The sequence below is a fragment of the Pseudomonas capsici genome, from assembly GCF_017165765.1.
GTDB lineage: Bacteria > Pseudomonadota > Gammaproteobacteria > Pseudomonadales > Pseudomonadaceae > Aquipseudomonas > Aquipseudomonas capsici.
Genome location: NZ_JAFGZD010000007.1, coordinates 1 through 24,725, shown reverse-complemented (window position 1 = coordinate 24,725; position 24,725 = coordinate 1). Strand labels below are relative to the sequence as shown.

Here is a 24,725-nt window from a genome sequence, read left to right as displayed (position 1 = left end):
TCACTCCCGATGGTCGTGGGTCTGGGTGATACGGCCTTGTTCCACGTGGAACAAGGCAACTGGCGTTTCCGTCTGCCAGCCTTCCCTCAAAAATTCTTGATCTACACAGGTAATAAAAACCTGGCAGCGTAATTCTTCCAGCAAGCGACAAAGTGCGCGGCGGTGGTTGTCGTCCAGTTCGGAAGGCAAGTCGTCCACCAGATAAATACATTGGCCGCGGCGAGCCTGGCTGACCAGATGCCCTTGAGCGATGCGCAATGCACAGACCACCAACTTCTGCTGACCGCGGGACAATATATCCGCAGCATTATGTGCGCCTAACCTGAGACGCAAATCAGCCCGTTGTGGTCCGGCCTGTGTATGGCCCATTTGCTGATCACGATGCAAGGATGAAGCGAGCACAGTGCTCAGCTCTTTTTCCTTATCCCAACCTCGGTAATAGCTCAGGGTCAAACCTTCAAGCTCAACAAGTTCGCTCAAAGTTTGTTCAAAGACGGGTTTCAAGGCCTTGATATACGTGCGACGAAACTCATCGATTTCATCACTGGCCAGGCACAGTTCCCGGTCCCATGCCGCTTGCGAAGCGGCGTCAAGTGTACCATGCCGCAGCCATGAGTTCCGCTGCCGCAGGGCCTTCTGCAGTCGCTGCCAAGTGGACATGAAACGAGGTTCCACGTGGAACACTCCCCAATCCAGAAACTGCCGACGTATCTTTGGTGCACCTTCCAGCAAACGGAAACTGTCAGGGTTGATCAGTTGCAGTGGAAGTATCTCGGCCAGTTGGGCTGCGCTACGTGCGTTCTGCCCATCAATGCGAATCTGAAACTCGCCTTGTCTGTCGCGGGAAATTCCAAGATTGCTTTGGCCACTTTCAGCCAACTGAACCTGACCGAAAACAGTACAGGCTGGCTGCTCATACTGAATGACCGGAAGAAGGCGACTGCTACGAAACGAACGTGCAATACCCAACAAATGAATGGCTTCCAGCACGCTGGTTTTGCCACTTCCGTTGGCACCGTAAAGGATGTTGATACGCGGGGAGGGGGAGAAGGTCACCGGGTGCAGATTGCGCACCCCAGTGACCGAGATGCGGCTAAGAGACATCTAGATAGCGCTGAACATGGGTTACAAACGCATCGGCATGACAACGTAAGCGGAATCGTCGTTATCCGACTCCTGTACCAGGGCGCTGCTGTTGGAGTCGGACAGAATCAGGCGTACCTGTTCTGTTGTCATCACACCCAGCACGTCGAGCAGGTAGCTCACGTTAAAACCGATTTCCAGTGAGTCACCGCTGTACTCTACGCTGATCTCTTCTTCCGCTTCTTCCTGCTCAGGGTTATTGGCCTGAATCTTCAATTGACCGTTGGCCAGTTGCAGACGGATGCCACGGTATTTTTCGTTCGACAGAATCGCAGTACGGCTGAAGGCTTCACGCAATGCCTGACGATCGCCCACTACCAGCTTGTCACCACCTTTTGGCAGTACGCGCTCGTAGTCGGGGAATTTGCCGTCTACCAGCTTGGAGGTGAAGGTGAACTCGCCGGTCGTGGCACGGATGTGGTGCTGGCCCAATACGATGCTGACAATGCCGTCCTGCTCGGTGAGCAGACGCGCCATTTCCAGAATACCTTTACGTGGCACGATCACTTGATGACGATCGGCTTGTTCGATCTGTGCAGACATCGAGCACATGGCCAGACGGTGACCGTCGGTGGCGACAGCGCGCAAGACGCCAGCGCTGACTTCGAGCAGCATGCCGTTGAGGTAGTAACGAACATCCTGCTGAGCCATGGCAAAACTGGTGCGCTCGATCAGGCGGCGCAGCTTGCTTTGCACCAGATCGAACGTCAGCGAGCCTGGACCTTCTTCGACAGTCGGGAAGTCATTGGCAGGCAATGTGGACAAGGTGAAACGGCTACGACCAGCCTTGACTACGACTTTGGAGTCATCGACCTTGATGTCGATCAGCACATCGTTCGGCAGGCTTTTGCAGATATCCATCAGCTTGCGCGCAGGGACAGTGATCTCCCCGGGCTCGGCTGGCTCTTCGAGCTGGACACGACCGACCAGTTCCACTTCCAGGTCGGTACCTGTCAGGGAAAGTTGCTGGCCTTCGACGACCATGAGCACATTGGATAGCACCGGCAGGGTCTGGCGGCGTTCAACCACGCCGGCGACCAATTGCAGGGGTTTCAACAGGGCTTCGCGTTGAATGGTGAAATGCATGGTCTAGTCCCTTGCCTTGATAAGCTGCACTGGCGTCATCATGTAGTCAGAGTCCGCAGCAGGTTCTTGTAGTCCTCGCGGATATCCGCGTCGGATTCCTTGAGTTCGTTGATCTTGCGGCATGCATGCAGAACGGTCGTATGGTCGCGACCGCCGAATACATCGCCGATTTCCGGAAGACTGTGGTTCGTCAGCTCCTTGGAAAGCGCCATTGCCACCTGACGTGGGCGGGCAACAGAACGGGAGCGACGCTTGGACAACAGGTCGGAGATTTTGATCTTGTAGTACTCGGCGACAGTGCGCTGAATGTTATCCACACTCACCAGCTTGTCCTGCAACGCCAACAGATCTTTCAGAGACTCACGAATCAGTTCGATCGTGATATCCCGGCCCATGAAGTGCGAGTGAGCGATGACTCGCTTGAGTGCACCTTCGAGTTCACGGACATTGGAGCGAATGCGCTGCGCAATGAAGAATGCAGCATCATGAGGTAATTCGACCTTGGCCTGATCGGCTTTCTTCATCAGGATCGCAACGCGGGTTTCCAGCTCCGGCGGCTCGACGGCCACCGTAAGTCCCCAGCCAAACCTGGATTTCAGACGCTCTTCCAGGCCTTCGATCTCTTTGGGGTAGCGGTCACTGGTGAGAATGACCTGTTGTCCACCTTCGAGCAGAGCGTTGAAGGTGTGGAAGAACTCTTCCTGGGAACGCTCCTTGCGGGCGAAGAACTGAATGTCGTCGATCAGCAGGGCATCCACCGAGCGATAGAAACGCTTGAACTCGTTGATCGCGTTCAGTTGCAGCGCCTTGACCATGTCGGCCACGAAACGCTCCGAGTGCAGATAGACAACCTTCGCATTCGGGTTCTTCTTGAGCAGATGGTTACCCACAGCATGCATCAAGTGAGTCTTACCCAGACCGACACCGCCATAAAGGAAGAGCGGGTTGTAGCCATGCTTGGGGTTATCCGCAACCTGCCAGGCCGCAGCACGGGCCAGCTGGTTGGATTTACCTTCGACGAAGTTTTCAAAGGTGAATGTGCGGTTCAGGTAGCTGGTGTGCTTGAGTGCACCCTCGACCTGGACAGTACGCTGCTCGGCACGCGCCGGAGCCTGTTGCGAACTGGCACCCGCCATCGGATCGAAACTGTCACGCGAAGGCTCGTCGTGAGTCTCGGCGCTCTGTACTGCAGGAGCCGGCGCAGGAGCAGCCACCACCGGAGCGGCGACAGGTGTCGAGACACTGCTGACATTATTGGCCGACAACGCTTGCGAAGCGGCAGCCGCCAGTGGGGCATTGGGTGCCGCACGCGGTGCCGAGCTGCGCTTGCTGCCTATCAATAAGGAAAGGGCAGGCGCCATTCCCTGACCATGCTCGCCCAGAAGCTCAAGCAGACGGCTCAGGTACTTTTCGTTTACCCAATCGAGAACGAAACGGTTCGGTGCATATACACGCAACTCGTCGCCTTCGGCTTCGACCTGTAGCGGACGGATCCAGGTGTTGAATTGCTGGGCAGGCAGCTCATCGCGCAAAAGCTCCACGCACTGCTGCCAAAGTTCCACTGACACGGATATCCCCTAAGTCGAAAGCCGGTAAGGCAAAAACATCCGCCATTGTAACGATCAGGCGCAGACTTATCCACATGTAGGTTGCTCACAAACAAGGAGAAAGTCGGCTTTTATTACGCGAAAAGTCGACAGACGGTCGATGGATAAGCCCTGTGGATAAACTGGTCTCAGCTCATTGCATAAGTCGGCGCCAAACTCTGTGGATAACCAGCCTGTGGATAACAAGGCATTCCATACACAGCTTTTCCGAGGTCACAGCACAGGCAGAACACTGTTTCTCGACAATCTTATGATCCCCTGTACACATTGGTTTTAAAGGCTTTGGCTTGGTTATCCACAGAAGATCAGGTACATAGCCTTTATAAGCTCTTCAAAAAAGCTTTAAATATTCCCTCTTTCTATTTCTATAACTGATTTCCTCCAGATTGAGCTGTCAGGCTGTAAAGATGCGGAATGACCTGTAAGGAAGCAGATAAAGGAAAAGCTGGTTGGAAATTGACCTGCACGCTTGCTTTCTCTAGAATCCCCGGTCTCTTAAAACGGGGGCCATTCCGGCCCGTAGTGGACGAACCAGGTAACACGCCATGAAACGTACTTTCCAACCCAGCACTATCAAGCGCGCCCGCACCCACGGTTTCCGTGCCCGTATGGCCACCAAGAACGGCCGTGCAGTCCTGTCGCGTCGTCGCGCCAAAGGCCGTAAGCGTCTGGCAGTTTGATAAATCGGCACTGGTGGTGAGTCGAGACTTCAGTCGGGAAAAGCGTTTGCTGACTCCCCGGCATTTCAAGGCAGTCTTTGACTCCCCTACCGGCAAGGTTCCGGGGAAAAATCTCCTGCTCCTTGCGCGCAACAACGACCTCGATCATCCCCGTCTGGGGCTGGTGATAGGTAAAAAGAGCGTAAAACTCTCCGTTGAGCGAAACCGCTTGAAACGCCTCATGCGCGAATCATTTCGCCAACACCAGGATAATCTGGTCGGTTGGGATATCGTGATCGTCGCGCGTAAGGGTCTGGGTGACATAGAAAACCCGGAATTGATTCAGCATTTCGGCAAGCTCTGGAAACGTCTGGCACGCAGCCGACCCACTCCGGAAACAAAACCCGAAACTGCAGGGGTAGACAGTCCAGATGCGTAAACTGGCACTCGTTCCGATCCAGTTTTACCGCTACGCCATTAGCCCGCTGATGGCCAGTCACTGTCGTTTCTACCCCAGTTGCTCCTGCTATGCGTATGAAGCCATCGATAATCATGGCGTTTTACGCGGCGGCTGGCTGACACTTCGTCGTTTGGGCCGCTGTCATCCGTGGAATCCCGGTGGTTATGACCCGGTTCCACCTGTCCCCACCTCCCGTTCTTCTTCGATGGCCGAGTAATCATGGATATTAAACGCACGATCCTGATCGTCGCCCTGGCAATCGTGACCTACGTCGGGGTTCTGAAATGGAACCAAGACTACGGCCAGGCTGCCATGCCGACCCAGAATGTTGCAGCCAGCACAACCGCACCGGCTATACCGGATACGGCTGCTGGTACTAATGGTTCTGCAAATGCCGATGTTCCAAGTGCTACCCCGACCAATGTCGCAGCGCCTCTGGAAACTCCGGTCGCACCGAGCAAGGACCTGATTCAGGTCAAGACTGACGTGCTCGATCTGGCGATCGATCCGGTAGGTGGTGACGTGGTTCAACTTCGTCTGCCACTGTACCCACGTCGTCAGGACCGTCCGGATGTTCCATTTCAGCTATTCGACAACGGTGGCGAACGTACCTTTCTGGCACAAAGCGGCCTGACCGGTACCAACGGACCTGATGCACGCGCTGCCGGTCGTCCGGTTTATTCGTCTGCACAGAAGACTTATCAACTGAACGATGGCCAGAACGATCTGGTCGTTGAACTGAAATTCGCTGATAACGGCGTCAACTACATCAAGCGCTTCACCTTCAAGCGCGGTCTGTACGATGTGGTTGTCACCTACGTTGTGGATAACCAGAGCGCTCAGCCATGGGCGGGTAATCTGTTTGCACAACTGAAGCGCGATGCCAGTTCCGATCCGTCTTCGACCACTGCCACCGGTACTGCCACCTACCTGGGTGCAGCCCTGTGGACAGCTGCAGAGCCGTACAAAAAAGTGTCGATGAAAGATATCGACAAGGCTCCGCTGAAAGAAACAGTACAAGGCGGCTGGGTTGCATGGCTGCAGCATTACTTCGTGACGGCCTGGATTCCAAGCCATGGCGACAGCAATGCCGTTCAGACACGTAAAGACAACCAGGGCAACTACATCATCGGTTTCACTGGCCCGACACTATCGGTTGCTGCCGGTGCCAAAGGCGAAACCAGTGCCACCTTGTATGCAGGTCCGAAAAGCCAGGCGGTACTCAAAGAGTTATCCCCAGGTCTGGAGCTGACTGTCGACTACGGTTTTCTCTGGTTCATTGCACAGCCGATCTTCTGGCTGCTGCAACATATCCACTCCATTGTGGGTAACTGGGGCTGGTCGATCATTTTCCTGACCATGCTGATCAAAGGCCTGTTCTTCCCACTGTCGGCCGCCAGCTACAAGTCCATGGCGCGCATGCGTGCCGTAGGTCCGAAGCTGACTGCACTGAAAGAACAGTTTGGCGACGATCGCCAGAAAATGTCCCAGGCAATGATGGAGCTGTACAAGAAAGAAAAGATCAACCCGCTGGGTGGATGCTTGCCGATTCTTGTCCAGATGCCGGTTTTCCTTGCACTGTACTGGGTACTCCTGGAAAGCGTGGAAATGCGTCAGGCTCCATGGATACTGTGGATAACTGACCTGTCGATCAAGGATCCGTTCTTTATCCTGCCGATCATCATGGGCGCGACCATGTTCATCCAGCAGCGTCTGAACCCGACTCCGCCGGATCCGATGCAGGCCAAGGTCATGAAAATGATGCCAATCATCTTCACGTTCTTCTTCCTGTGGTTCCCTGCCGGTCTGGTTCTGTACTGGGTTGTGAACAACACCCTGTCGATTGCACAGCAGGCCTACATCACTCGCAAGATCGAAGCATCTACCAACAAAGCTGCTGCTTGATCTAACCTGTGAACAAGTTTTACAAAGCGCCCCCTCGTGGGGCGTTTTGCTATCTGTCAGTTGTCCAGGAGCCGGACCATGAACGTCCCTCGTGAAACCATCGCCGCCATCGCCACCGCTCAAGGTCGCGGTGGTGTAGGCATCGTGCGCATATCCGGGCCTTTGGCAGGCAAGGCTGCCCAGGCAATCATTGGACGCACGCCAAAACCACGATTTGCTCACTACGGTCCTTTCGAGGATGAAACAGGCCAGGTCATCGACGAAGGGATTGCACTGTATTTCCCGGGGCCCAACTCCTTTACCGGTGAAGATGTCCTGGAGCTTCAAGGCCATGGCGGCCCTATCGTGCTGGATATGTTGCTGCAGCGCTGCCTGCAGCTCGGCAGCCGTCTGGCCCGGCCGGGGGAGTTCAGCGAACGGGCTTTCCTTAACGACAAGCTGGATCTTGCCCAGGCCGAAGCCATTGCGGACCTGATCGAAGCCAGTTCTGCACAGGCTGCACGTAATGCCCTGCGTTCTCTGCAGGGCGTGTTTTCCCAGCGTGTGGATAACTTGACCGAGAAGCTGATCAGCCTGCGAATCTATGTGGAAGCCGCTATCGACTTTCCCGAGGAGGAAATCGACTTTCTTGCCGATGGCCACGTGCTGAGCATGCTTGATGAGGTCCGTGAGGAGTTATCCACAGTGCTGCGCGAAGCAGGGCAGGGTGCATTGCTGCGTGACGGCATGACAGTCGTGATCGCCGGTCGCCCCAATGCGGGTAAATCCAGCCTGCTCAATGCCCTGGCGGGTCGAGAGGCTGCGATTGTCACCGAGATTGCCGGCACGACACGGGATGTATTGCGCGAACATATCCACATAGACGGCATGCCGCTGCATGTTGTGGATACAGCCGGCTTGCGCGATACCGACGACCAGGTAGAAATAATCGGCGTACAGCGTGCTCTCAAGGCCATTGGCGAGGCTGACCGCATCTTGCTGGTGGTCGACGCCACTGCGCCGGAAGCAACCGATCCTTTCGCGTTATGGCCTGAATTCCTGGAGCAACGTCCTGATCCAGCGAAGGTTACGCTGATCCGTAACAAAGCCGATCTGAGTGGTGACCTGATTGGTCTGGAAACCAGCGCCGATGGCCATGTCACCATCAGTCTCAGCGCCAAGGCCGGTGGCGAGGGTCTGGAACTGCTGCGTGAACATCTCAAAGCCTGCATGGGTTATGAACAGACCTCGGAAAGCAGTTTCAGCGCACGCAGACGTCACCTCGAAGCGCTGCGTCATGCCAGTGACTTCCTCGAGCATGGCCGTGCACAACTGACACTGGCGGGCGCTGGCGAGCTATTGGCCGAAGATCTGCGCCAGGCCCAGCAGGCGCTGGGAGAGATTACCGGAGCTTTCAGCTCGGACGACCTGCTCGGCAGGATCTTCTCAAGCTTCTGTATCGGTAAATAAGCCCCGGCCACACCGCTTGAACAGCCCGGTGCAATGCCGGGCTCCTCCTTCTGAATCACGCCCTCCCTATCAGCCTCTCTTATCCACAAAGAGAAGCCTTGCTGTGTCCATTCATTACCGCCTGTCGCTCAGACAACACAATCCTCGGTGTCTGCAGCCTGTGAATTGTCCCTTCGGGAAGCGATTTATCTGAATTAAGCCCTGTGAATAACTGCTTCTGAGCTCAGTTGATAACTGGGGTCGAAAGCTGAAGATAAACCCGTCTGTGGACAAGTTATCATTTAATCCACAGGCTCAAGACGGTTATCCCAAGGCCTCATTGGCACATGAACACAGACTTATGAATCTCTGTACACATTGATTAATATGGCTTGTAGAACCTTATCCACAGAAAGCATGCTCAATAAGAATAAACATAAAAACAAGGTTTTATAAGATTTCTTTCCTTTTTAATTTCTTTATCCGCCAGTTTTCCACAGCTGGTTAAATTTTGTGCAACGGGTTTCTTTCAGGTGGGTGTATTCCCTATACTTGTCAGCTATCCCAATTTCCCATCGACAACAGGCACGAGGTGCGTGGTGGATTTCCCTTCCCGTTTTGAAGTGATCGTCATCGGTGGCGGTCATGCCGGTACCGAGGCCGCACTGGCGTCGGCACGCATGGGTGTCAAAACCCTCCTGCTGACGCACAACGTGGAAACGCTCGGTCAGATGAGCTGTAACCCGGCTATTGGCGGTATTGGCAAAAGCCATCTGGTCAAGGAAATCGACGCCCTTGGCGGTGCGATGGCAACCGCTACAGATAAAGGCGGCATCCAGTTCCGCGTATTGAACAGCCGAAAAGGTCCGGCGGTACGAGCGACTCGTGCCCAGGCAGACCGCGTTCTATACAAGGCAGCCGTTCGCGAAATTCTGGAAAACCAGCCGAACCTGTGGATATTTCAACAAGCCTGCGATGACCTGATCGTCGAGCAGGACCAGGTTCGTGGTGTCGTCACGCAAATGGGCCTGCGTTTCATGGCCGACTCAGTGGTCTTGACCACCGGTACGTTCCTGGGCGGACTTATCCACATCGGGATGCAGAACTATTCCGGTGGCCGTGCCGGAGATCCACCGTCGATTGCTCTGGCAAAACGGTTACGTGAACTGCCGCTGCGCGTTGGTCGCCTGAAAACCGGAACGCCGCCACGCATCGATGGCCGTTCGGTGGATTTTTCAGTGATGACCGAACAGCCGGGCGATACGCCTATTCCGGTCATGTCGTTCCTGGGCTCCAAGGAACAGCATCCAGCGCAGGTCAGTTGCTGGATTACGCATACCAATGCCCGGACTCACGAAATCATTGCGTCCAACCTTGATCGCTCACCCATGTATTCCGGTGTGATCGAAGGCATCGGTCCGCGTTACTGCCCTTCGATCGAAGACAAGATCCACCGCTTTGCCGACAAGGAAAGCCATCAGGTCTTCATCGAACCGGAAGGTCTGACCACCCACGAGCTGTATCCGAACGGGATTTCCACTTCGCTGCCATTCGATGTGCAACTGCAGATCGTTCGCTCGATTCGCGGTATGGAAAACGCGCACATCGTTCGCCCCGGTTATGCCATCGAATACGATTACTTCGATCCGCGTGACCTGAAGTACAGCCTGGAAACCAAAGTCATCGGCGGTCTGTTTTTCGCAGGTCAGATCAACGGCACCACTGGCTACGAAGAAGCCGGCGCACAAGGTCTGCTGGCCGGAACCAACGCTGCGCTCCGTGCCCAGGGCAAGGAAAGCTGGTGCCCGCGCCGTGATGAGGCGTACATCGGTGTGCTGGTCGACGACCTGATTACCCTCGGTACTCAAGAGCCTTACCGGATGTTCACATCCCGTGCCGAATATCGCCTGATATTGCGTGAAGACAACGCCGATTTGCGTCTGACGGAAAAAGGTCGTGAACTGGGTCTGGTGGACGATGCCCGCTGGGCAGCGTTCTGCACCAAGCGTGAAAACATCGCGCTGGAAGAACAGCGTCTGAAAAGTACCTGGGTCCGGCCTGGCACGGAGCAGGGCGATGCGATTGCTGCGCACTTCGGTACGCCGCTGACCCACGAATACAATCTGCTCAACCTGCTGACTCGCCCGGAAGTCGATTATGCGAGTCTGATTTCCCTGACCGGTCAGGGTTGCAGCGATCCTCAAGTCACCGAGCAGGTCGAGATCAAGACCAAATACGCCGGTTACATCGAGCGTCAGCAGGATGAAATTGCCCGTCTGCGGGCCAGCGAAGATACAAAACTGCCGGAAGACATCGATTACACGACGATTTCCGGTTTGTCGAAAGAGATTCAAAGCAAGCTGGGGATAACTCGTCCCGAGACCCTGGGACAGGCATCGCGTATTCCCGGCGTGACGCCAGCAGCGATTTCCCTGTTGATGATTCACTTGAAAAAACGCGGCGCGGGCCGTCAGTTGGAGCAAAGCGCTTGAGTTCTATGGTCACTCCGCAGCATGCTCAGGAATTATCCACAGGTGCCCGGGAACTGGGTGTGGATCTGAGTGAAAAACAGCATGGCCAGTTGCTGGCTTATCTCGAGCTGTTGATAAAGTGGAACAAAGCCTACAACCTGACGGCTGTGCGCAATCCGGACGAGATGGTTTCGCGGCATTTGCTCGACAGCCTGAGCGTCGTTCCCTTCATCGAAGGCCCACGCTGGCTGGACGTTGGTAGCGGTGGCGGAATGCCCGGCATTCCTCTGGCTATCATGTTTCCGGAAATGAAGGTTTCGCTGCTGGACAGCAATGGCAAGAAAACCCGGTTCCAGACTCAGGTCAAACTTGAGCTGAAACTCGACAATCTCGAAGTTATCCACAGTCGTGCAGAAGCGTATCAGCCAGATGTGCCGTTCACGGGGATCGTTTCCCGGGCATTCAGCAGTCTGGAAGACTTTACCGGGTGGACACGCCACATGGGTGACACCGATACACGTTGGTTGGCAATGAAAGGGCTGCATCCGACCGATGAACTGGTAGCATTGCCGGCAGACTTTCATCTCGATAGCGCACAAGCCTTGACCGTTCCAGGTTGCCAAGGCCAACGCCATCTGCTGATACTGCGCCGCACGGCATGACTGGGAACACAAGCAAGAATGGCTAAGGTATTCGCGATAGCGAACCAGAAAGGTGGTGTGGGTAAAACCACCACCTGTATCAACCTCGCAGCGTCACTGGTTGCAACCAAGCGCCGCGTGCTGTTGATCGATCTCGACCCTCAGGGCAACGCGACCATGGGGAGCGGTGTGGATAAACACACCCTGGAAAACTCGGTATACGACTTGCTGATCGGCGAATGCGATCTGGCCGAGGCGATACAGTTTTCCGAACATGGTGGTTATCAACTGCTGCCGGCCAACCGTGACCTTACGGCTGGCGAAGTGGTGTTGTTGGAAATGCAGATGAAGGAAAGCCGCTTGCGCAATGCGCTTGCGCCGATCCGGGAAAACTACGATTACATCCTCATCGACTGCCCGCCGTCGCTGTCGATGCTGACCCTCAATGCCCTGGTAGCTTCCGATGGGGTCATTATCCCCATGCAGTGCGAGTACTTTGCGCTGGAAGGTCTCAGCGACCTTGTGGATAACATCAAGCGCATCGCAGAACTGCTCAACCCTCAACTGAAAATCGAAGGGTTGCTGCGCACGATGTACGATCCGCGTCTGAGCCTGATCAACGATGTTTCCGCACAGCTCAAGGAACATTTCGGCGATCAGCTCTACGACACGGTTATCCCGCGCAACATCAGGCTCGCAGAAGCGCCGAGTTTCGGCATGCCGGTGCTGGCCTATGACAAGACCTCCCGCGGTGCTCTGGCTTACCTGGCGCTTGCAGGTGAACTGGTACGTCGTCAACGTCGCAGCTCGAAAGCCGCTCAGCCAACCTAAGGAATTCCCATGGCCGTCAAGAAACGAGGTCTCGGACGTGGGTTGGACGCACTTCTGAGCAGTCCAACCGTCAGTTCGCTGGAAGAACAGGCCGTCAAGATCGATCAGCGCGAGCTGCAGCACGTGCCTCTGGATCTTATCCAGCGTGGCAAGTACCAGCCGCGTCGCGATATGGATCCCCAGGCACTGGAAGAACTTGCCCTGTCGATCAAGTCACAGGGCGTCATGCAACCGATCGTGATTCGTCCGATCGGCGACAACCGCTATGAAATCATTGCCGGTGAGCGTCGCTGGCGTGCGAGCCAGCAGGCAGGCGTAGAGACGATTCCGGCCATGGTCCGCGAAGTCTCGGACGAAAACGCCATCGCCATGGCGCTGATCGAGAACATCCAGCGCGAAGATCTCAACCCCATCGAAGAAGCGCTGGCGTTGCAGCGGTTGCAGCAGGAATTCCAGCTGACCCAGCAACAGGTCGCCGATGCAGTGGGCAAGTCGCGCGTCAGCGTGGCCAACCTGTTGCGTCTGATCGCCTTGCCTGACGTGATCAAGACCATGCTGTCCCATGGTGATCTGGAAATGGGTCATGCACGTGCATTGCTCGGTTTGCCCGAAGAAAGGCAGGTCGAAGGTGCGCGACATGTTGTCGCACGTGGTCTTACGGTGCGTCAGACCGAGGCCCTTGTCAGGCAATGGCTCAGCGGCAAGCCGGCTCCTGTGGAAGCGGTGAAGACAGACCCCGATATCAGTCGGCTGGAACAGCGTCTTGCCGAGCGGCTGGGCTCTGCAGTCCAGATTCGTCATGGGCAGAAGGGAAAGGGGCAGTTAGTCATCCGTTACAACTCGCTGGACGAGTTGCAAGGGGTGCTCGCTCACATTCGCTGAAACAATTGCTCTGTAGCGTATAGTCGGAAATCACTACCTTACGGTTGAATAGGGGCTTAACCGCCCCTATACTCTGCGCGCATTTTGTCGGCACAAATTATGCCAAGTTATTGCTTGTGACGACCGACATTCAAGGAGCAGTTGCGATGGAATCACGCATGCCAGACCGCTTGCCGTTCCATCGGTTAGCGGTTTTTCCGGTATTGCTGGCTCAATTGATTGTCCTGCTGCTGGCTGCCCTGGCGCTCCTGCAGTGGAATGGAGTCGTAGCGGGATATTCAGGGCTGTGCGGTGGCCTGATAGCTTGGCTGCCCAATTTGTACTTTGCTCACAAGGCTTTCCGGTTTTCCGGGGCCAGAGCAGCGCAAGCCATCGTCCGGTCATTCTATGCCGGCGAGGCAGGCAAACTGATTTTGACGGCAGTGCTTTTTGCACTGACGTTTGCAGGTGTGAAGCCATTGGCGCCGCTGGCTGTATTCGGCGTGTTCATGTTGATCCAGGTGGTCAACTGGTTCGCTCCCCTGCTAATGAGAACAAGACTTTCGAGACCTTAGGGCGTTTGAGGCAAAAATGGCAGAGCAAACAGCTTCGGGCTATATCCAGCACCACTTGCAGAACCTGACATTCGGTCAGCTACCCAACGGCAGCTGGGGCTTTGCCCATACCGCAGCAGAAGCAAAGGAAATGGGCTTTTGGGCTTTCCACGTCGATACTCTCGGCTGGTCGGTCGCACTGGGTCTCATTTTCGTTCTTATTTTCCGCATGGCGGCCAAGAAGGTAACTTCCGGCCAGCCTGGCGCCCTGCAGAACTTCGTCGAAGTGCTGGTCGAGTTCGTCGATGGCAGCGTGCGGGACAGCTTCCACGGTCGTAGCGCCGTGATCGCTCCCCTGGCCCTGACCATTTTCGTCTGGGTGTTCCTGATGAACGCCGTCGACCTGGTCCCGGTCGACTGGATTCCTCAACTGGCGATCCTGATCTCGGGCGATGCGCACATTCCTTTCCGTGCCGTTCCGACCACAGACCCGAATGCCACCCTGGGCATGGCTCTGTCGGTATTCGCACTGATCATTTTCTACAGCATCAAGGTCAAGGGCATCGGTGGTTTCATCGGCGAACTGACACTTCACCCGTTCGGCAGCAAGAACATCTTCGTTCAGGCGCTGCTGATTCCGGTGAACTTCCTGCTTGAATTCGTGACCCTGGTAGCCAAGCCGATTTCGCTGGCACTGCGTCTGTTCGGCAACATGTACGCTGGCGAGCTGGTATTCATCCTGATCGCGGTCATGTTCGGCAGCGGCCTGCTCTGGCTCAGTGGCCTGGGTGTGGTGCTGCAATGGGCGTGGGCTGTATTCCACATCCTGATCATCACCCTGCAAGCGTTCATCTTCATGATGCTGACCATTGTTTACCTGTCAATGGCTCACGAAGATAACCATTAAGATTCGCCATCCGGTGTATCTGATGACCCTCTCGCCATTGGTGAGAGGGAGCCGCAAGCGGGAAACCGCAAGGGCTGATGTAACAAACGATTTTGCTTTACCGCTTTAATCTAAGAAAACCTAACCAATACGACGTAAAAGTCGGGAGGAAAGATGGAAACTGTAGTTGGTCTAACCGCTATCGCTGTTGCACTGTTGATCGGCCTGGGCGCACTGGGTACTGCAATCGGTTTCGGCCTGTTGGGCGGTAAGTTCCTGGAAGGCGCAGCGCGTCAGCCAGAAATGGTTCCAATGCTGCAAGTTAAAATGTTCATCGTTGCGGGCCTGCTCGACGCCGTTACCATGATCGGTGTTGGTATCGCTCTGTTCTTCACCTTCGCGAACCCCTTCGTTGGTCAGCTCGCTGGCTAATCGCTCGAATATTCGAGTTGATTGGTGTGATGGACAACGAACGAGCGAGGTGTTGGCGTGAATATTAATGCAACCCTGATTGGCCAGTCCGTTGCGTTCTTCATCTTTGTGCTGTTCTGCATGAAGTTCGTGTGGCCTCCGGTCATCGCGGCTTTGCACGAACGTCAGAAGAAGATCGCGGATGGACTGGACGCTGCTACACGAGCAGCTCGCGACCTGGAGCTGGCCCAAGACAAAGTGGGTCAACAACTGCGCGAAGCTAAAGCTCAAGCAGCCGAAATCATTGAGCAAGCCAAGAAACGCGGTACTCAGATTGTCGACGAAGCCCGTGAACAGGCTCGTGTCGAAGCTGACCGTGTGAAGGCTCAGGCTCAGGCCGAGATCGAGCAGGAACTGAACAGTGTCAAAGACGCTCTGCGCGCCCAGTTGGGCAGCCTGGCAGTCAATGGTGCCGAGAAGATCCTGGGCGCCACAATCGATCAAAACGCGCACGCGGAGCTGGTTAACAAACTGGCAGCTGAAATTTAAGCGAGGGCGATCATGGCAGAACTGACCACGTTGGCCCGACCTTACGCTAAGGCGGCCTTCGAGCACGCGCAGGCCCACCAGCAACTGGCCAATTGGTCAGCCATGCTCGGCCTGGCTGCTGCGGTGTCGCAAGACGACACCATGCAGAGCCTGCTCAAGGCCCCGCGACTGACGAGCGCACAAAAGGCCACCACTTTTATTGAAGTGTGTGGCGACAAGTTCGATGCCAAGGCACAGAATTTCATCCATGTCGTTGCTGAAAACGACCGTCTCCCGCTTCTGCCGGAGATCGCCGAACTGTTCGACCTGTACAAGGCCGAGCAGGAAAAATCGGTCGATGTGGATGTCACCAGTGCTTTTGCATTGAACCAAGAACAGCAAGACAAACTCGCCAAGGTTCTCAGTGCACGGCTCGGCCGGGAAGTGCGCCTGCACGCTGCGGAGGATGCCACCCTTATCGGTGGTGTCGTTATCCGCGCCGGCGACCTGGTTATCGATGGCTCAGTTCGCGGCAAGATCGCGCAACTAGCCGAAGCATTGAAATCTTGAGTTTGAAGGGGCAGCAGAGCAATGCAGCAACTCAATCCTTCCGAAATAAGTGAAATCATCAAGGGTCGCATCGAGAAGCTCGATGTAACCTCTCAAGCCCGCAACGAAGGCACAGTCGTCAGCGTGTCTGACGGTATCGTGCGGATTCACGGTCTTGCCGACGTAATGTACGGCGAAATGATCGAGTTTCCGGGCGGCGTCTACGGTATGGCGCTGAACCTTGAGCAAGACTCTGTCGGTGCCGTTGTACTGGGTGCCTACACGACTCTGGCTGAAGGCATGAGCGCCAAGTGCACCGGCCGCATCCTCGAAGTTCCGGTTGGCAAGGAACTGCTGGGTCGCGTTGTCGACGCACTGGGCAACCCTGTTGACGGTAAAGGTCCGCTGAACAACACCGAGACCGATGCGGTCGAGAAAGTTGCTCCAGGCGTGATCTGGCGTAAGTCGGTCGACCAGCCAGTACAAACTGGCTACAAGGCCGTCGACGCAATGATCCCAGTCGGCCGTGGCCAGCGTGAGCTGATCATCGGTGACCGCCAGATCGGTAAAACCGCCATGGCGATCGACGCGATCATCAACCAGAAAAACAGCGGCATCTTCTGCGTCTACGTTGCAGTTGGTCAGAAGCAATCGACCATCGCCAACGTTGTTCGCAAGCTCGAAGAAAACGGTGCACTGGCTAACACCATCATCGTTGCTGCAAGTGCTTCCGAATCCGCTGCGCTGCAATTCCTTGCACCGTACTCGGGTTGCACCATGGGCGAGTACTTCCGCGACCGCGGTGAAGACGCGCTGATCGTTTATGACGATCTGTCCAAGCAAGCAGTGGCTTACCGCCAGATTTCCCTGCTGCTGCGCCGTCCACCAGGACGTGAAGCCTACCCAGGTGACGTGTTCTATCTCCACTCCCGTCTGCTGGAGCGCGCATCGCGTGTTTCCGAAGAGTACGTAGAGAAGTTCACCAACGGCGCAGTGACCGGCAAAACCGGTTCCCTGACTGCACTGCCGATCATCGAAACCCAGGCTGGCGACGTTTCCGCGTTCGTTCCGACCAACGTGATTTCCATCACCGACGGTCAGATCTTCCTGGAATCGGCCATGTTCAACTCCGGCATCCGTCCGGCTGTGAACGCCGGTGTTTCGGTATCCCGTGTAGGTGGTGCCGCTCAGACCAAGATCATCAAGAAGCTTTCCGGTGGTATCCGTACCGCTCTGGCTCAGTACCGTGAACTGGCAGCATTCGCCCAGTTCGCTTCTGACCTGGACGAAGCGACCCGCAAGCAGCTTGAGCATGGTCAGCGCGTTACCGAGCTGATGAAGCAGAAGCAATACGCGCCGATGTCCATCGCTGATATGTCGTTGTCCCTGTATGCCGCTGAACGTGGCTTCCTGGTGGACATCGAGATTCCAAAAATCGGCAGCTTCGAGCAGGCTCTGATTGCTTACTTCAACCGCGATCACGCCGACTTGATGGCGAAGATCAACGTGAAGGGTGACTTCAATGACGAAATCGATTCTGGCCTCAAAGCCGGTATCGAGAAGTTCAAGGCCACCCAAACCTGGTAAGCCGCAGCGGGAGCCGAGAGGTTCCCGCTTGCTAACCTGATAGGTGTTACATGGCAGGCGCAAAAGAGATTCGCAGCAAGATTGCGAGCATCAAAAGCACGCAAAAGATCACCAGCGCCATGGAAAAAGTGGCGGTCAGCAAAATGCGCAAGGCTCAAGCGCGCATGGCTGCTAGCCGTCCTTACGCGGAGCGCATCCGCCAGGTGATTGGTCATCTTGCCAACGCCAACCCGGAGTATCGCCACCCGTTCATGATCGATCGCGAAGTAAAGCGTGTCGGTTATGTCGTAGTGAGCAGTGACCGTGGTTTGTGCGGTGGCCTGAACACCAACCTGTTCAAGGCTTTGGTCAAGGACATGGCGGTAAACCGTGAAAACGGCGTAGAGATCGATCTGTGCGTGGTCGGCAGCAAAGGTGCGGCATTTTTCCGCAACTTCGGCGGTAATGTCGTCGCTGCGATCAGCCACCTGGGCGAAGAGCCGTCGATCAATGATCTGATCGGCAGCGTCAAGGTGATGCTGGATGCCTACCTGGATGGTCGAATCGATCGCCTGTCCGTGGTATCCAACAAGTTCATCAACACCATGACCCAGCAGCCAACGGTGGAGCAATTGATTCCGCTGGTGGCAACCCCGGATCAGAAACTCAAGCACCACTGGGACTATCTCTACGAACCCGATGCCAAAGAGCTGCTCGACGGCTTGATGGTTCGCTACGTTGAGTCGCAGGTGTACCAGGCGGTGGTCGAGAACAACGCTGCTGAACAAGCTGCGCGGATGATCGCGATGAAGAACGCCACAGACAACGCCGGTGATTTGATCAGCGATTTGCAGCTGATCTACAACAAGGCGCGTCAGGCAGCGATCACCCAAGAGATCTCGGAAATCGTCGGCGGCGCTGCCGCGGTTTAACGGTTCAAATATTAGAGGAACCAGCTAATGAGTAGCGGACGTATCGTTCAAATCATCGGCGCCGTGATCGACGTGGAATTCCCACGCGATAGCGTACCGAGTATCTATAACGCGCTGAGTGTACAAGGCGCGGAAACCACTCTTGAAGTTCAGCAGCAGCTGGGCGACGGCGTGGTTCGTACCATTGCAATGGGTTCGACCGAAGGCTTGAAGCGCGGTCTGAACGTCAACGACAGCGGCAAAGCCATCTCCGTACCGGTCGGTAAAGCGACTCTGGGCCGGATCATGGACGTCCTGGGCAACCCGATCGACGAAGCCGGTCCTATCGGTGAAGAAGAGCGTTGGGGCATTCACCGTCCTGCGCCATCCTTCGCTGAACAGGCGGGTGGCAACGATCTGCTGGAAACAGGCATCAAGGTTATCGACCTGGTCTGCCCGTTCGCCAAGGGCGGTAAAGTCGGTCTGTTCGGTGGTGCCGGTGTAGGCAAAACCGTAAACATGATGGAACTGATCCGTAACATCGCCATCGAGCACAGCGGTTATTCCGTGTTCGCCGGTGTGGGTGAGCGTACTCGTGAGGGTAACGACTTCTACCACGAGATGAAGGACTCCAACGTTCTGGACAAGGTTGCACTGGTTTACGGTCAGATGAACGAGCCACCGGGAAACCGTCTGCGCGTTGCTCTGACCGGCCTGACCATGGCCGAGAAGTTCCGTGACGAAGGTAACGACGTTCTGCTGTTCGTCGACAACATCTATCGTTACACCCTGGCCGGTACCGAAGTATCCGCACTGCTGGGCCGTATGCCTTCCGCAGTAGGTTACCAACCGACCCTGGCTGAAGAGATGGGTACTCTGCAAGAGCGCATCACTTCCACCAAGAACGGTTCGATCACCTCGATCCAGGCGGTATACGTACCAGCGGACGACTTGACCGACCCGTCGCCAGCGACCACGTTCGCCCACTTGGACGCAACTGTCGTACTGTCCCGTGACATCGCTTCCCTGGGTATCTACCCAGCGGTAGATCCACTGGATTCGACTTCGCGCCAGCTGGACCCGAACGTCATCGGCCAGGAACACTACGACACCGCTCGCGGCGTTCAGTACGTGTTGCAGCGTTACAAAGAGCTGAAAGACATCATCGCGATCCTGGGTATGGACGAGCTGTCGGAAACCGACAAGCAGTTGGTAAACCGTGCTCGTAAGATCCAGCGCTTCCTGTCGCAGCCGTTCTTCGTGGCTGAAGTCTTCACTGGTGCATCGGGTAAATACGTTTCCCTGAAAGACACCATTGCTGGCTTCAAAGGCATCCTCAACGGTGACTACGACCACCTGCCAGAACAAGCGTTCTACATGGTCGGCGGCATCGAAGAAGCGATCGAGAAAGCCAAGAAACTGTAATCCCGGCGCCCGGAAACGGGCGCTAATTAGGTTGAGGCAAGCAAATGGCTATGACAGTCCATTGCGACATCGTCAGCGCGGAAGGGGAAATCTTCTCCGGTCTGGTCGAGATGGTGATTGCGCACGGCAACCTGGGTGATCTCGGTATCGCTCCAGGCCACGCGCCTCTGATCACCAATCTGGTCCCAGGCCCGATCCGCTTGATCAAGCAGGGTGGGGAAGCCGAGGTGTTCTACATCTCCGGCGGTTTCCTCGAGGTTCAGCCGAACATGGTCAAGGTGCTTGCCGATACTGTGCAACGTGCTGCCGACCTGGACGAAGCTTCTGCTCAGGCCGCCGTCAAGGCTGCCGAGAAGGCCCTGAACGAAAAAGGCGCGGACTTCGATTACGGATCTGCGACTGCTCGTCTGGCCGAGGCAGCAGCTCAGCTGCGCACCGTTCAGCAAATTCGCAAGAAGTTCGGCGGCTAACCCCGCTGTCTTCAATGCGCGATTGAGTAAAAGGGTAGCCTCGGCTACCCTTTTTCTTTTTTCCGAATCAGTCCGCTCCGGGCTGGTTACCGCTCAGTTGGTAGTCCTCATGTCTCTCGATATCGTTATTCTTGCCGCTGGCCAAGGTACCCGCATGCGTTCGGCCTTGCCTAAAGTCCTGCACCCTGTTGCAGGTAACTCCATGCTTGGTCATGTTATCCACAGCGCACGGCAGTTATCCCCAAATGGCATTCATGTGGTGATCGGTCATGGTGCAGATGCCGTACGCGAGCGTTTGGCAGCGGATGACCTGAATTTCGTCATGCAGGACAAGCAACTGGGGACAGGCCACGCAGTTGCCCAAGCAGTACCGCAACTGAGCGCTGATACCGTGCTGATTCTGTACGGCGATGTACCGCTGATCGAGGTTCAGACCCTGCAGCGTCTGCTGGCTCTGGTCACCCCGGAGCAGTTGGGCCTGCTGACTGTGACGCTGGACGATCCGACTGGCTATGGCCGCATCGTTCGTGACGCAGAGAACCGGGTCTGTGCCATTGTCGAGCACAAGGATGCCAGCGAAGCCCAGAAGGCTATCAACGAAGGCAATACCGGCATTCTTGCAGTACCCGGCAAGCGTCTGGCCGACTGGCTCGGGCGTCTGTCCAACAACAACGCTCAGGGCGAGTATTACCTGACGGATGTCATCGCCATGGCCGTCAGTGATGGTCTGGTGGTTGCCACCGAACAGCCTCACGATGCGATGGAAGTGCAGGGCGCCAATGACCGCAAGCAATTGGCGGAGCTGGAGCGTCATTACCAGTTGCGTGAGGCCCGTCGTCTGATGGCTGCCGGCGTGACTTTGCGTGACCCGTCGCGTTTCGACGTGCGCGGCGAGGTGACGGTTGGCCGTGATGTGCTGATCGATATCAACGTGATTCTTGAAGGTCGCGTGATCATTGAAGATGACGTGGTCATCGGCCCTAATTGCGTCATCAAGGACAGCACCCTGCGCAAAGGCGTCGTGCTCAAGGCCAACAGCCATATCGAAGGCGCAATTCTGGGCGAGGGCAGCGATGCCGGCCCATTCGCTCGCCTGCGTCCTGGCAGTGTCCTGGGTGCCAAGGCCCATGTGGGTAACTTTGTGGAACTCAAGAATGCTCACCTTGGCGATGGCGCAAAAGCCGGACACCTGGCTTATCTGGGCGATGCCGAAATCGGTGCGCGCTCCAATATCGGTGCCGGGACCATCACCTGCAACTACGATGGTGCCAACAAGCACAAGACCATTCTGGGTGAGGATGTATTCATCGGTTCCAACAACTCGCTGGTTGCACCTGTGGATATCTCTTCAGGAGCCACCACTGCAGCGGGTTCTACCATCACTCAGAACATTCCTGCCGAACAGTTGGGCGTCGCTCGCGCACGCCAGCGCAATATCGAAGGCTGGAAGCGTCCGGTAAAGGTCAAGAAATCCTGAGGTTATCCACAGGCCCCGTGGGAGCGATTCATTCGTGAAAATAGCTCCATTCGCGAATCAATTCGCTCCCACAGCTTGACCCTGTTTCGATAATGAGGTTTTATTTCTTTCGTTATCTTTTGAATCGAAACTTAAAGCCAAAATGTCGAAACGTAATACGCCTCAACGTCGCCACAATATCCTCACCTTGCTCAATGAGCAGGGCGAAGTCAGTGTCGATGATCTGGCCCAGCGCTTTGAAACTTCGGAAGTTACGATTCGAAAGGATCTGGCCGCTCTCGAAAGCAATGGCTTGCTGCTACGCCGTTACGGTGGTGCAGTCACCTTGCCTCACGAACTGATTGCCGAAAGCAGCCAGCCCGTTTCCCGATACAAGCAGGCCATTGCCCGGGCGGCAGTGACGCGAATTCGCGAACATGCCCGCATCATTGTGGACAGTGGCAGCACCACCGCTGCGCTGATTCCCGAGCTGGGCGCGCAGCCGGGCCTGGTGGTAATGACCAACTCCCTGCATGTGGCGCGGGCTCTGGCCGAGCTTGAACATGAGCCGGTGCTGCTGATGACCGGTGGAACCTGGGACCCGCACTCCGAATCCTTCCAGGGACAGGTGGCCGAGCAGGTTCTGCGCTCCTACGACTTCGATCAGTTGTTCATCGGTGCCGACGGCATCGATCTGATTCGTGGTACCACGACCTTCAATGAGTTGCTGGGCCTGAGCCGGGTCATGGCTGAAGTCGCCCGGGAAGTGGTGGTCATGGTCGAAGCCGATAAAGTCGGTCGCAAGATTCCCAACCTGGAACTGCCCTGGAGCAGTATCCATACCCTTATCACAGATGAGCGCCTGCCCGATGAGGCACGCGAACAGATAAAAGCCCGCGGCATTACCCTGATTTGTGCCGCTGTCAGCTAGGAGAGAACCATGTGTGGAATTGTCGGCGCCGTTGCTGAACGTAGTATCACAGCCATTCTGCTGGAAGGGCTCAAGCGTCTTGAATACCGGGGCTATGACAGCGCCGGTGTAGCGGTTTTCAGCAATGAAGGCAGCCTTGAGCGCCGTCGTCGTTCGGGCAAGGTCAGCGAGCTTGAGCAGGCGTTGGCAGGCGAGCCTCTGGCCGGTCGCCTGGGTATCGCTCACACCCGTTGGGCCACCCACGGCGCACCATGCGAGCGCAATGCACACCCGCACTTTTCGGCCGATGAGCTGGCAGTTGTCCACAACGGCATCATCGAAAACCACGAAGCCCTGCGCGAGCGCCTCAAGGGCCTCGGCTACGTGTTCGTTTCCGATACCGACACCGAAGTCATCGTTCACCTGCTGCACCATCAGCTCAAGGACACTCCGGATCTGGCCACCGCTCTGAAAGCAGCGGTCAAGGAACTGCACGGTGCCTACGGCCTGGCAGTCATCAGCGCCAACCAACCGGATCGTCTGCTGGCCGCACGCAGTGGCAGCCCATTGGTGATTGGTCTGGGTCTTGGTGAAAACTTCCTGGCATCGGACCAGTTGGCACTGCGTCAGGTGACCGACCGCTTCATGTACCTGGAAGAAGGCGATATCGCCGAGATCCGTCGCGACAGCGTACAGATCTGGTCTGTGGATGGTCTGCCGGTGGTTCGCGAAACCGTGCAATACCACGAAGGTGCCGAAGCCGCCGACAAAGGCGAATACCGTCACTTCATGCTCAAGGAAATCCACGAGCAGCCCAAGGTTGTGCAGCGCACGCTGGAAGGTCGTCTGGGTCAGCAACAAGTTCTGGTCCATGCCTTTGGTCCACAAGCTGCCGAACTGTTTGCCAAGGTTCGCAATGTTCAGATCGTGGCCTGCGGCACCAGCTACCACGCCGGTATGGTTGCGCGTTACTGGCTGGAAGGTCTGGCCGGCATTCCTTGTCAGGTCGAAGTGGCCAGTGAGTTCCGCTATCGCAAGGTTGTGGTCCAGCCGGACACCCTGTTCGTTTCCATCTCTCAGTCCGGCGAAACCGCCGACACCCTGGCCGCACTGCGCAACGCCAAGGAACTGGGCTTCCTGGCCAGTCTGGCCATCTGCAACGTCGGCATCAGTTCCCTGGTGCGCGAATCGGATCTGACCCTGCTGACCCAGGCCGGTCCTGAAATCGGCGTGGCATCCACCAAGGCCTTCACCACCCAACTGGTTGCCCTGCTGTTGCTGACCCTGTCGTTGGGCCAGGTCAAAGGCACGCTGGAGAGTGGCGTCGAAGCCGAACTGGTCGAGGAACTGCGTCGCCTGCCGACCCGTCTGGGCGAAGCGCTGGCCATGGACAGCACCGTCGAGAAAGTCGCCGAGCTGTTCGCCGAGAAACACCACACCCTGTTCCTGGGCCGTGGCGCGCAATTCCCGGTAGCGATGGAAGGAGCCCTCAAGCTCAAGGAAATCTCGTACATCCACGCCGAAGCCTACCCGGCCGGCGAACTCAAGCACGGCCCGCTGGCGCTTGTGGATAACGACATGCCGGTGGTCACCGTTGCACCGAACAACGAACTGCTGGAAAAACTCAAATCCAACCTCCAGGAAGTCCGCGCACGCGGCGGTGAGCTGGTGGTATTCGCTGATGAACAAGCCGGTATGACCAACGGCGAAGGCACCCACGTGATTGCCATGCCGCACATCATCGATGTGCTTGCACCGATTCTCTACACCATCCCGCTGCAACTGCTGTCGTACTACGTGGCGGTGTTGAAAGGGACGGACGTCGACCAGCCGCGGAATCTGGCGAAGTCTGTGACTGTGGAGTGAGTTATCCACAGGGGTGAGTTTCAGTGGTTTTCAACAATAAAGATTGACACAAAACAATAAAGTTTGACACGCATGAACATAGATTGACACAAGGCTCAAAC

24 protein-coding genes are annotated in these 24,725 nt (G+C 56.2%); 21 read left to right on the top strand and 3 right to left on the bottom strand.

Features of this window, described 5'->3' with window-relative positions; all coding sequences use genetic code 11:
• Genes recF through dnaA form a run of 3 tightly spaced genes read right to left on the bottom strand, consistent with a single transcriptional unit; the run spans position 1 to position 3,797 of the window.
• Positions 1 to 1,104, bottom strand: a complete 1,104-nt coding sequence (gene recF / locus JSY17_RS11470; protein WP_025257774.1) for a DNA replication/repair protein RecF — start codon at positions 1,102 to 1,104, stop codon at positions 1 to 3.
• A gap of 21 nt (positions 1,105 to 1,125) precedes the next feature.
• Positions 1,126 to 2,229: a DNA polymerase III subunit beta gene (dnaN, locus tag JSY17_RS11465; RefSeq protein ID WP_117163929.1), complete on the bottom strand. Its 1,104-nt coding sequence runs from the start codon at positions 2,227 to 2,229 to the stop codon at positions 1,126 to 1,128.
• A gap of 38 nt (positions 2,230 to 2,267) precedes the next feature.
• On the bottom strand, positions 2,268 to 3,797 hold the full coding sequence (gene dnaA, locus JSY17_RS11460; RefSeq protein WP_117163930.1) for a chromosomal replication initiator protein DnaA: 1,530 nt from the start codon (positions 3,795 to 3,797) through the stop codon (positions 2,268 to 2,270).
• A gap of 584 nt (positions 3,798 to 4,381) precedes the next feature.
• Here dnaA and rpmH point away from each other — a divergent pair.
• The 21 genes from rpmH to glmS all read left to right on the top strand — a co-directional run bounded on the left by rpmH (position 4,382) and on the right by glmS (position 24,624).
• A complete protein-coding gene (gene rpmH / locus JSY17_RS11455) occupies positions 4,382 to 4,516 on the top strand; it encodes a 50S ribosomal protein L34 (RefSeq protein WP_002551315.1) in 135 nt (44 codons plus the stop codon).
• A gap of 16 nt (positions 4,517 to 4,532) precedes the next feature.
• Entirely contained in the window at positions 4,533 to 4,934 is a 402-nt protein-coding gene (gene rnpA, locus JSY17_RS11450) for a ribonuclease P protein component (RefSeq protein ID WP_117163971.1), read from the top strand.
• Positions 4,927 to 5,172 carry a membrane protein insertion efficiency factor YidD gene (gene yidD, locus JSY17_RS11445; protein WP_117163931.1) on the top strand — a complete coding sequence of 82 codons (246 nt, stop codon included), beginning with the start codon at positions 4,927 to 4,929 and terminating at the stop codon, positions 5,170 to 5,172. The genes rnpA and yidD overlap by 8 nt, the downstream gene beginning before the upstream one ends.
• Positions 5,173 to 5,174: 2 nt before the next feature.
• A complete protein-coding gene (gene yidC / locus JSY17_RS11440) occupies positions 5,175 to 6,860 on the top strand; it encodes a membrane protein insertase YidC (RefSeq protein ID WP_117180603.1) in 1,686 nt (561 codons plus the stop codon).
• A 78-nt stretch (positions 6,861 to 6,938) separates the two neighbouring features.
• On the top strand, positions 6,939 to 8,309 hold the full coding sequence (gene mnmE, locus JSY17_RS11435) for a tRNA uridine-5-carboxymethylaminomethyl(34) synthesis GTPase MnmE (protein WP_117163933.1): 1,371 nt from the start codon (positions 6,939 to 6,941) through the stop codon (positions 8,307 to 8,309).
• A gap of 578 nt (positions 8,310 to 8,887) precedes the next feature.
• Positions 8,888 to 10,780: a tRNA uridine-5-carboxymethylaminomethyl(34) synthesis enzyme MnmG gene (mnmG, locus tag JSY17_RS11430; protein ID WP_206402952.1), complete on the top strand. Its 1,893-nt coding sequence runs from the start codon at positions 8,888 to 8,890 to the stop codon at positions 10,778 to 10,780.
• Positions 10,777 to 11,421, top strand: a complete 645-nt coding sequence (gene rsmG, locus JSY17_RS11425) for a 16S rRNA (guanine(527)-N(7))-methyltransferase RsmG (protein ID WP_162883174.1) — start codon at positions 10,777 to 10,779, stop codon at positions 11,419 to 11,421. Before mnmG ends, rsmG begins: the two co-directional genes overlap by 4 nt.
• 18 nt (positions 11,422 to 11,439) lie before the next feature.
• Positions 11,440 to 12,231 carry a ParA family protein gene (locus JSY17_RS11420; protein ID WP_200977148.1) on the top strand — a complete coding sequence of 264 codons (792 nt, stop codon included), beginning with the start codon at positions 11,440 to 11,442 and terminating at the stop codon, positions 12,229 to 12,231.
• Between the two features lie 9 nt (positions 12,232 to 12,240).
• Positions 12,241 to 13,113: a ParB/RepB/Spo0J family partition protein gene (locus tag JSY17_RS11415; RefSeq protein ID WP_117163937.1), complete on the top strand. Its 873-nt coding sequence runs from the start codon at positions 12,241 to 12,243 to the stop codon at positions 13,111 to 13,113.
• 146 nt (positions 13,114 to 13,259) lie between these two features.
• Positions 13,260 to 13,667, top strand: a complete 408-nt coding sequence (locus JSY17_RS11410) for a F0F1 ATP synthase subunit I (RefSeq protein WP_117163938.1) — start codon at positions 13,260 to 13,262, stop codon at positions 13,665 to 13,667.
• A gap of 16 nt (positions 13,668 to 13,683) precedes the next feature.
• On the top strand, positions 13,684 to 14,553 hold the full coding sequence (atpB, locus tag JSY17_RS11405; protein WP_117163939.1) for a F0F1 ATP synthase subunit A: 870 nt from the start codon (positions 13,684 to 13,686) through the stop codon (positions 14,551 to 14,553).
• 153 nt (positions 14,554 to 14,706) lie between these two features.
• Entirely contained in the window at positions 14,707 to 14,964 is a 258-nt protein-coding gene (gene atpE, locus JSY17_RS11400) for a F0F1 ATP synthase subunit C (protein ID WP_002555987.1), read from the top strand.
• Between the two features lie 57 nt (positions 14,965 to 15,021).
• Positions 15,022 to 15,492: a F0F1 ATP synthase subunit B gene (locus JSY17_RS11395; protein ID WP_025262618.1), complete on the top strand. Its 471-nt coding sequence runs from the start codon at positions 15,022 to 15,024 to the stop codon at positions 15,490 to 15,492.
• A 12-nt stretch (positions 15,493 to 15,504) separates the two neighbouring features.
• On the top strand, positions 15,505 to 16,041 hold the full coding sequence (locus JSY17_RS11390; RefSeq protein ID WP_025262617.1) for a F0F1 ATP synthase subunit delta: 537 nt from the start codon (positions 15,505 to 15,507) through the stop codon (positions 16,039 to 16,041).
• Between the two features lie 21 nt (positions 16,042 to 16,062).
• Entirely contained in the window at positions 16,063 to 17,607 is a 1,545-nt protein-coding gene (gene atpA, locus JSY17_RS11385; protein ID WP_117163940.1) for a F0F1 ATP synthase subunit alpha, read from the top strand.
• Between the two features lie 50 nt (positions 17,608 to 17,657).
• Entirely contained in the window at positions 17,658 to 18,518 is an 861-nt protein-coding gene (gene atpG, locus JSY17_RS11380; protein ID WP_117163941.1) for a F0F1 ATP synthase subunit gamma, read from the top strand.
• Positions 18,519 to 18,545: 27 nt separating this feature from the next.
• Positions 18,546 to 19,922 (top strand): F0F1 ATP synthase subunit beta, encoded by a 1,377-nt coding sequence (atpD, locus tag JSY17_RS11375; RefSeq protein WP_117163942.1) that lies wholly within the window; start codon positions 18,546 to 18,548, stop codon positions 19,920 to 19,922.
• 44 nt (positions 19,923 to 19,966) lie between these two features.
• Positions 19,967 to 20,392, top strand: a complete 426-nt coding sequence (locus tag JSY17_RS11370; protein ID WP_025262613.1) for a F0F1 ATP synthase subunit epsilon — start codon at positions 19,967 to 19,969, stop codon at positions 20,390 to 20,392.
• 109 nt (positions 20,393 to 20,501) lie between these two features.
• Entirely contained in the window at positions 20,502 to 21,869 is a 1,368-nt protein-coding gene (gene glmU / locus JSY17_RS11365; RefSeq protein WP_200998070.1) for a bifunctional UDP-N-acetylglucosamine diphosphorylase/glucosamine-1-phosphate N-acetyltransferase GlmU, read from the top strand.
• Between the two features lie 142 nt (positions 21,870 to 22,011).
• Positions 22,012 to 22,779 (top strand): DeoR/GlpR family DNA-binding transcription regulator, encoded by a 768-nt coding sequence (locus tag JSY17_RS11360; RefSeq protein ID WP_117163944.1) that lies wholly within the window; start codon positions 22,012 to 22,014, stop codon positions 22,777 to 22,779.
• A 9-nt stretch (positions 22,780 to 22,788) separates the two neighbouring features.
• Complete coding sequence (gene glmS, locus JSY17_RS11355) at positions 22,789 to 24,624, top strand: glutamine--fructose-6-phosphate transaminase (isomerizing) (protein WP_117163945.1); 1,836 nt, start codon at positions 22,789 to 22,791, stop codon at positions 24,622 to 24,624.
• Positions 24,625 to 24,725: the final 101 nt, after the last annotated feature.

Coding starts and splice junctions, on each gene's coding strand:
- recF (WP_025257774.1), bottom strand. CDS start 1,104: ATGTCTCTTAGCCGCATCTCGGTCACTGGGGTGCGCAATCTGCACCCG.
- dnaN (WP_117163929.1), bottom strand. CDS start 2,229: ATGCATTTCACCATTCAACGCGAAGCCCTGTTGAAACCCCTGCAATTG.
- rpmH (WP_002551315.1), top strand. CDS start 4,382: ATGAAACGTACTTTCCAACCCAGCACTATCAAGCGCGCCCGCACCCAC.
- yidD (WP_117163931.1), top strand. CDS start 4,927: ATGCGTAAACTGGCACTCGTTCCGATCCAGTTTTACCGCTACGCCATT.
- yidC (WP_117180603.1), top strand. CDS start 5,175: ATGGATATTAAACGCACGATCCTGATCGTCGCCCTGGCAATCGTGACC.
- mnmE (WP_117163933.1), top strand. CDS start 6,939: ATGAACGTCCCTCGTGAAACCATCGCCGCCATCGCCACCGCTCAAGGT.
- JSY17_RS11420 (WP_200977148.1), top strand. CDS start 11,440: ATGGCTAAGGTATTCGCGATAGCGAACCAGAAAGGTGGTGTGGGTAAA.
- JSY17_RS11415 (WP_117163937.1), top strand. CDS start 12,241: ATGGCCGTCAAGAAACGAGGTCTCGGACGTGGGTTGGACGCACTTCTG.
- JSY17_RS11410 (WP_117163938.1), top strand. CDS start 13,260: ATGGAATCACGCATGCCAGACCGCTTGCCGTTCCATCGGTTAGCGGTT.
- atpB (WP_117163939.1), top strand. CDS start 13,684: ATGGCAGAGCAAACAGCTTCGGGCTATATCCAGCACCACTTGCAGAAC.
- atpE (WP_002555987.1), top strand. CDS start 14,707: ATGGAAACTGTAGTTGGTCTAACCGCTATCGCTGTTGCACTGTTGATC.
- JSY17_RS11390 (WP_025262617.1), top strand. CDS start 15,505: ATGGCAGAACTGACCACGTTGGCCCGACCTTACGCTAAGGCGGCCTTC.
- atpA (WP_117163940.1), top strand. CDS start 16,063: ATGCAGCAACTCAATCCTTCCGAAATAAGTGAAATCATCAAGGGTCGC.
- atpG (WP_117163941.1), top strand. CDS start 17,658: ATGGCAGGCGCAAAAGAGATTCGCAGCAAGATTGCGAGCATCAAAAGC.
- atpD (WP_117163942.1), top strand. CDS start 18,546: ATGAGTAGCGGACGTATCGTTCAAATCATCGGCGCCGTGATCGACGTG.
- JSY17_RS11370 (WP_025262613.1), top strand. CDS start 19,967: ATGGCTATGACAGTCCATTGCGACATCGTCAGCGCGGAAGGGGAAATC.
- glmU (WP_200998070.1), top strand. CDS start 20,502: ATGTCTCTCGATATCGTTATTCTTGCCGCTGGCCAAGGTACCCGCATG.
- JSY17_RS11360 (WP_117163944.1), top strand. CDS start 22,012: ATGTCGAAACGTAATACGCCTCAACGTCGCCACAATATCCTCACCTTG.
- glmS (WP_117163945.1), top strand. CDS start 22,789: ATGTGTGGAATTGTCGGCGCCGTTGCTGAACGTAGTATCACAGCCATT.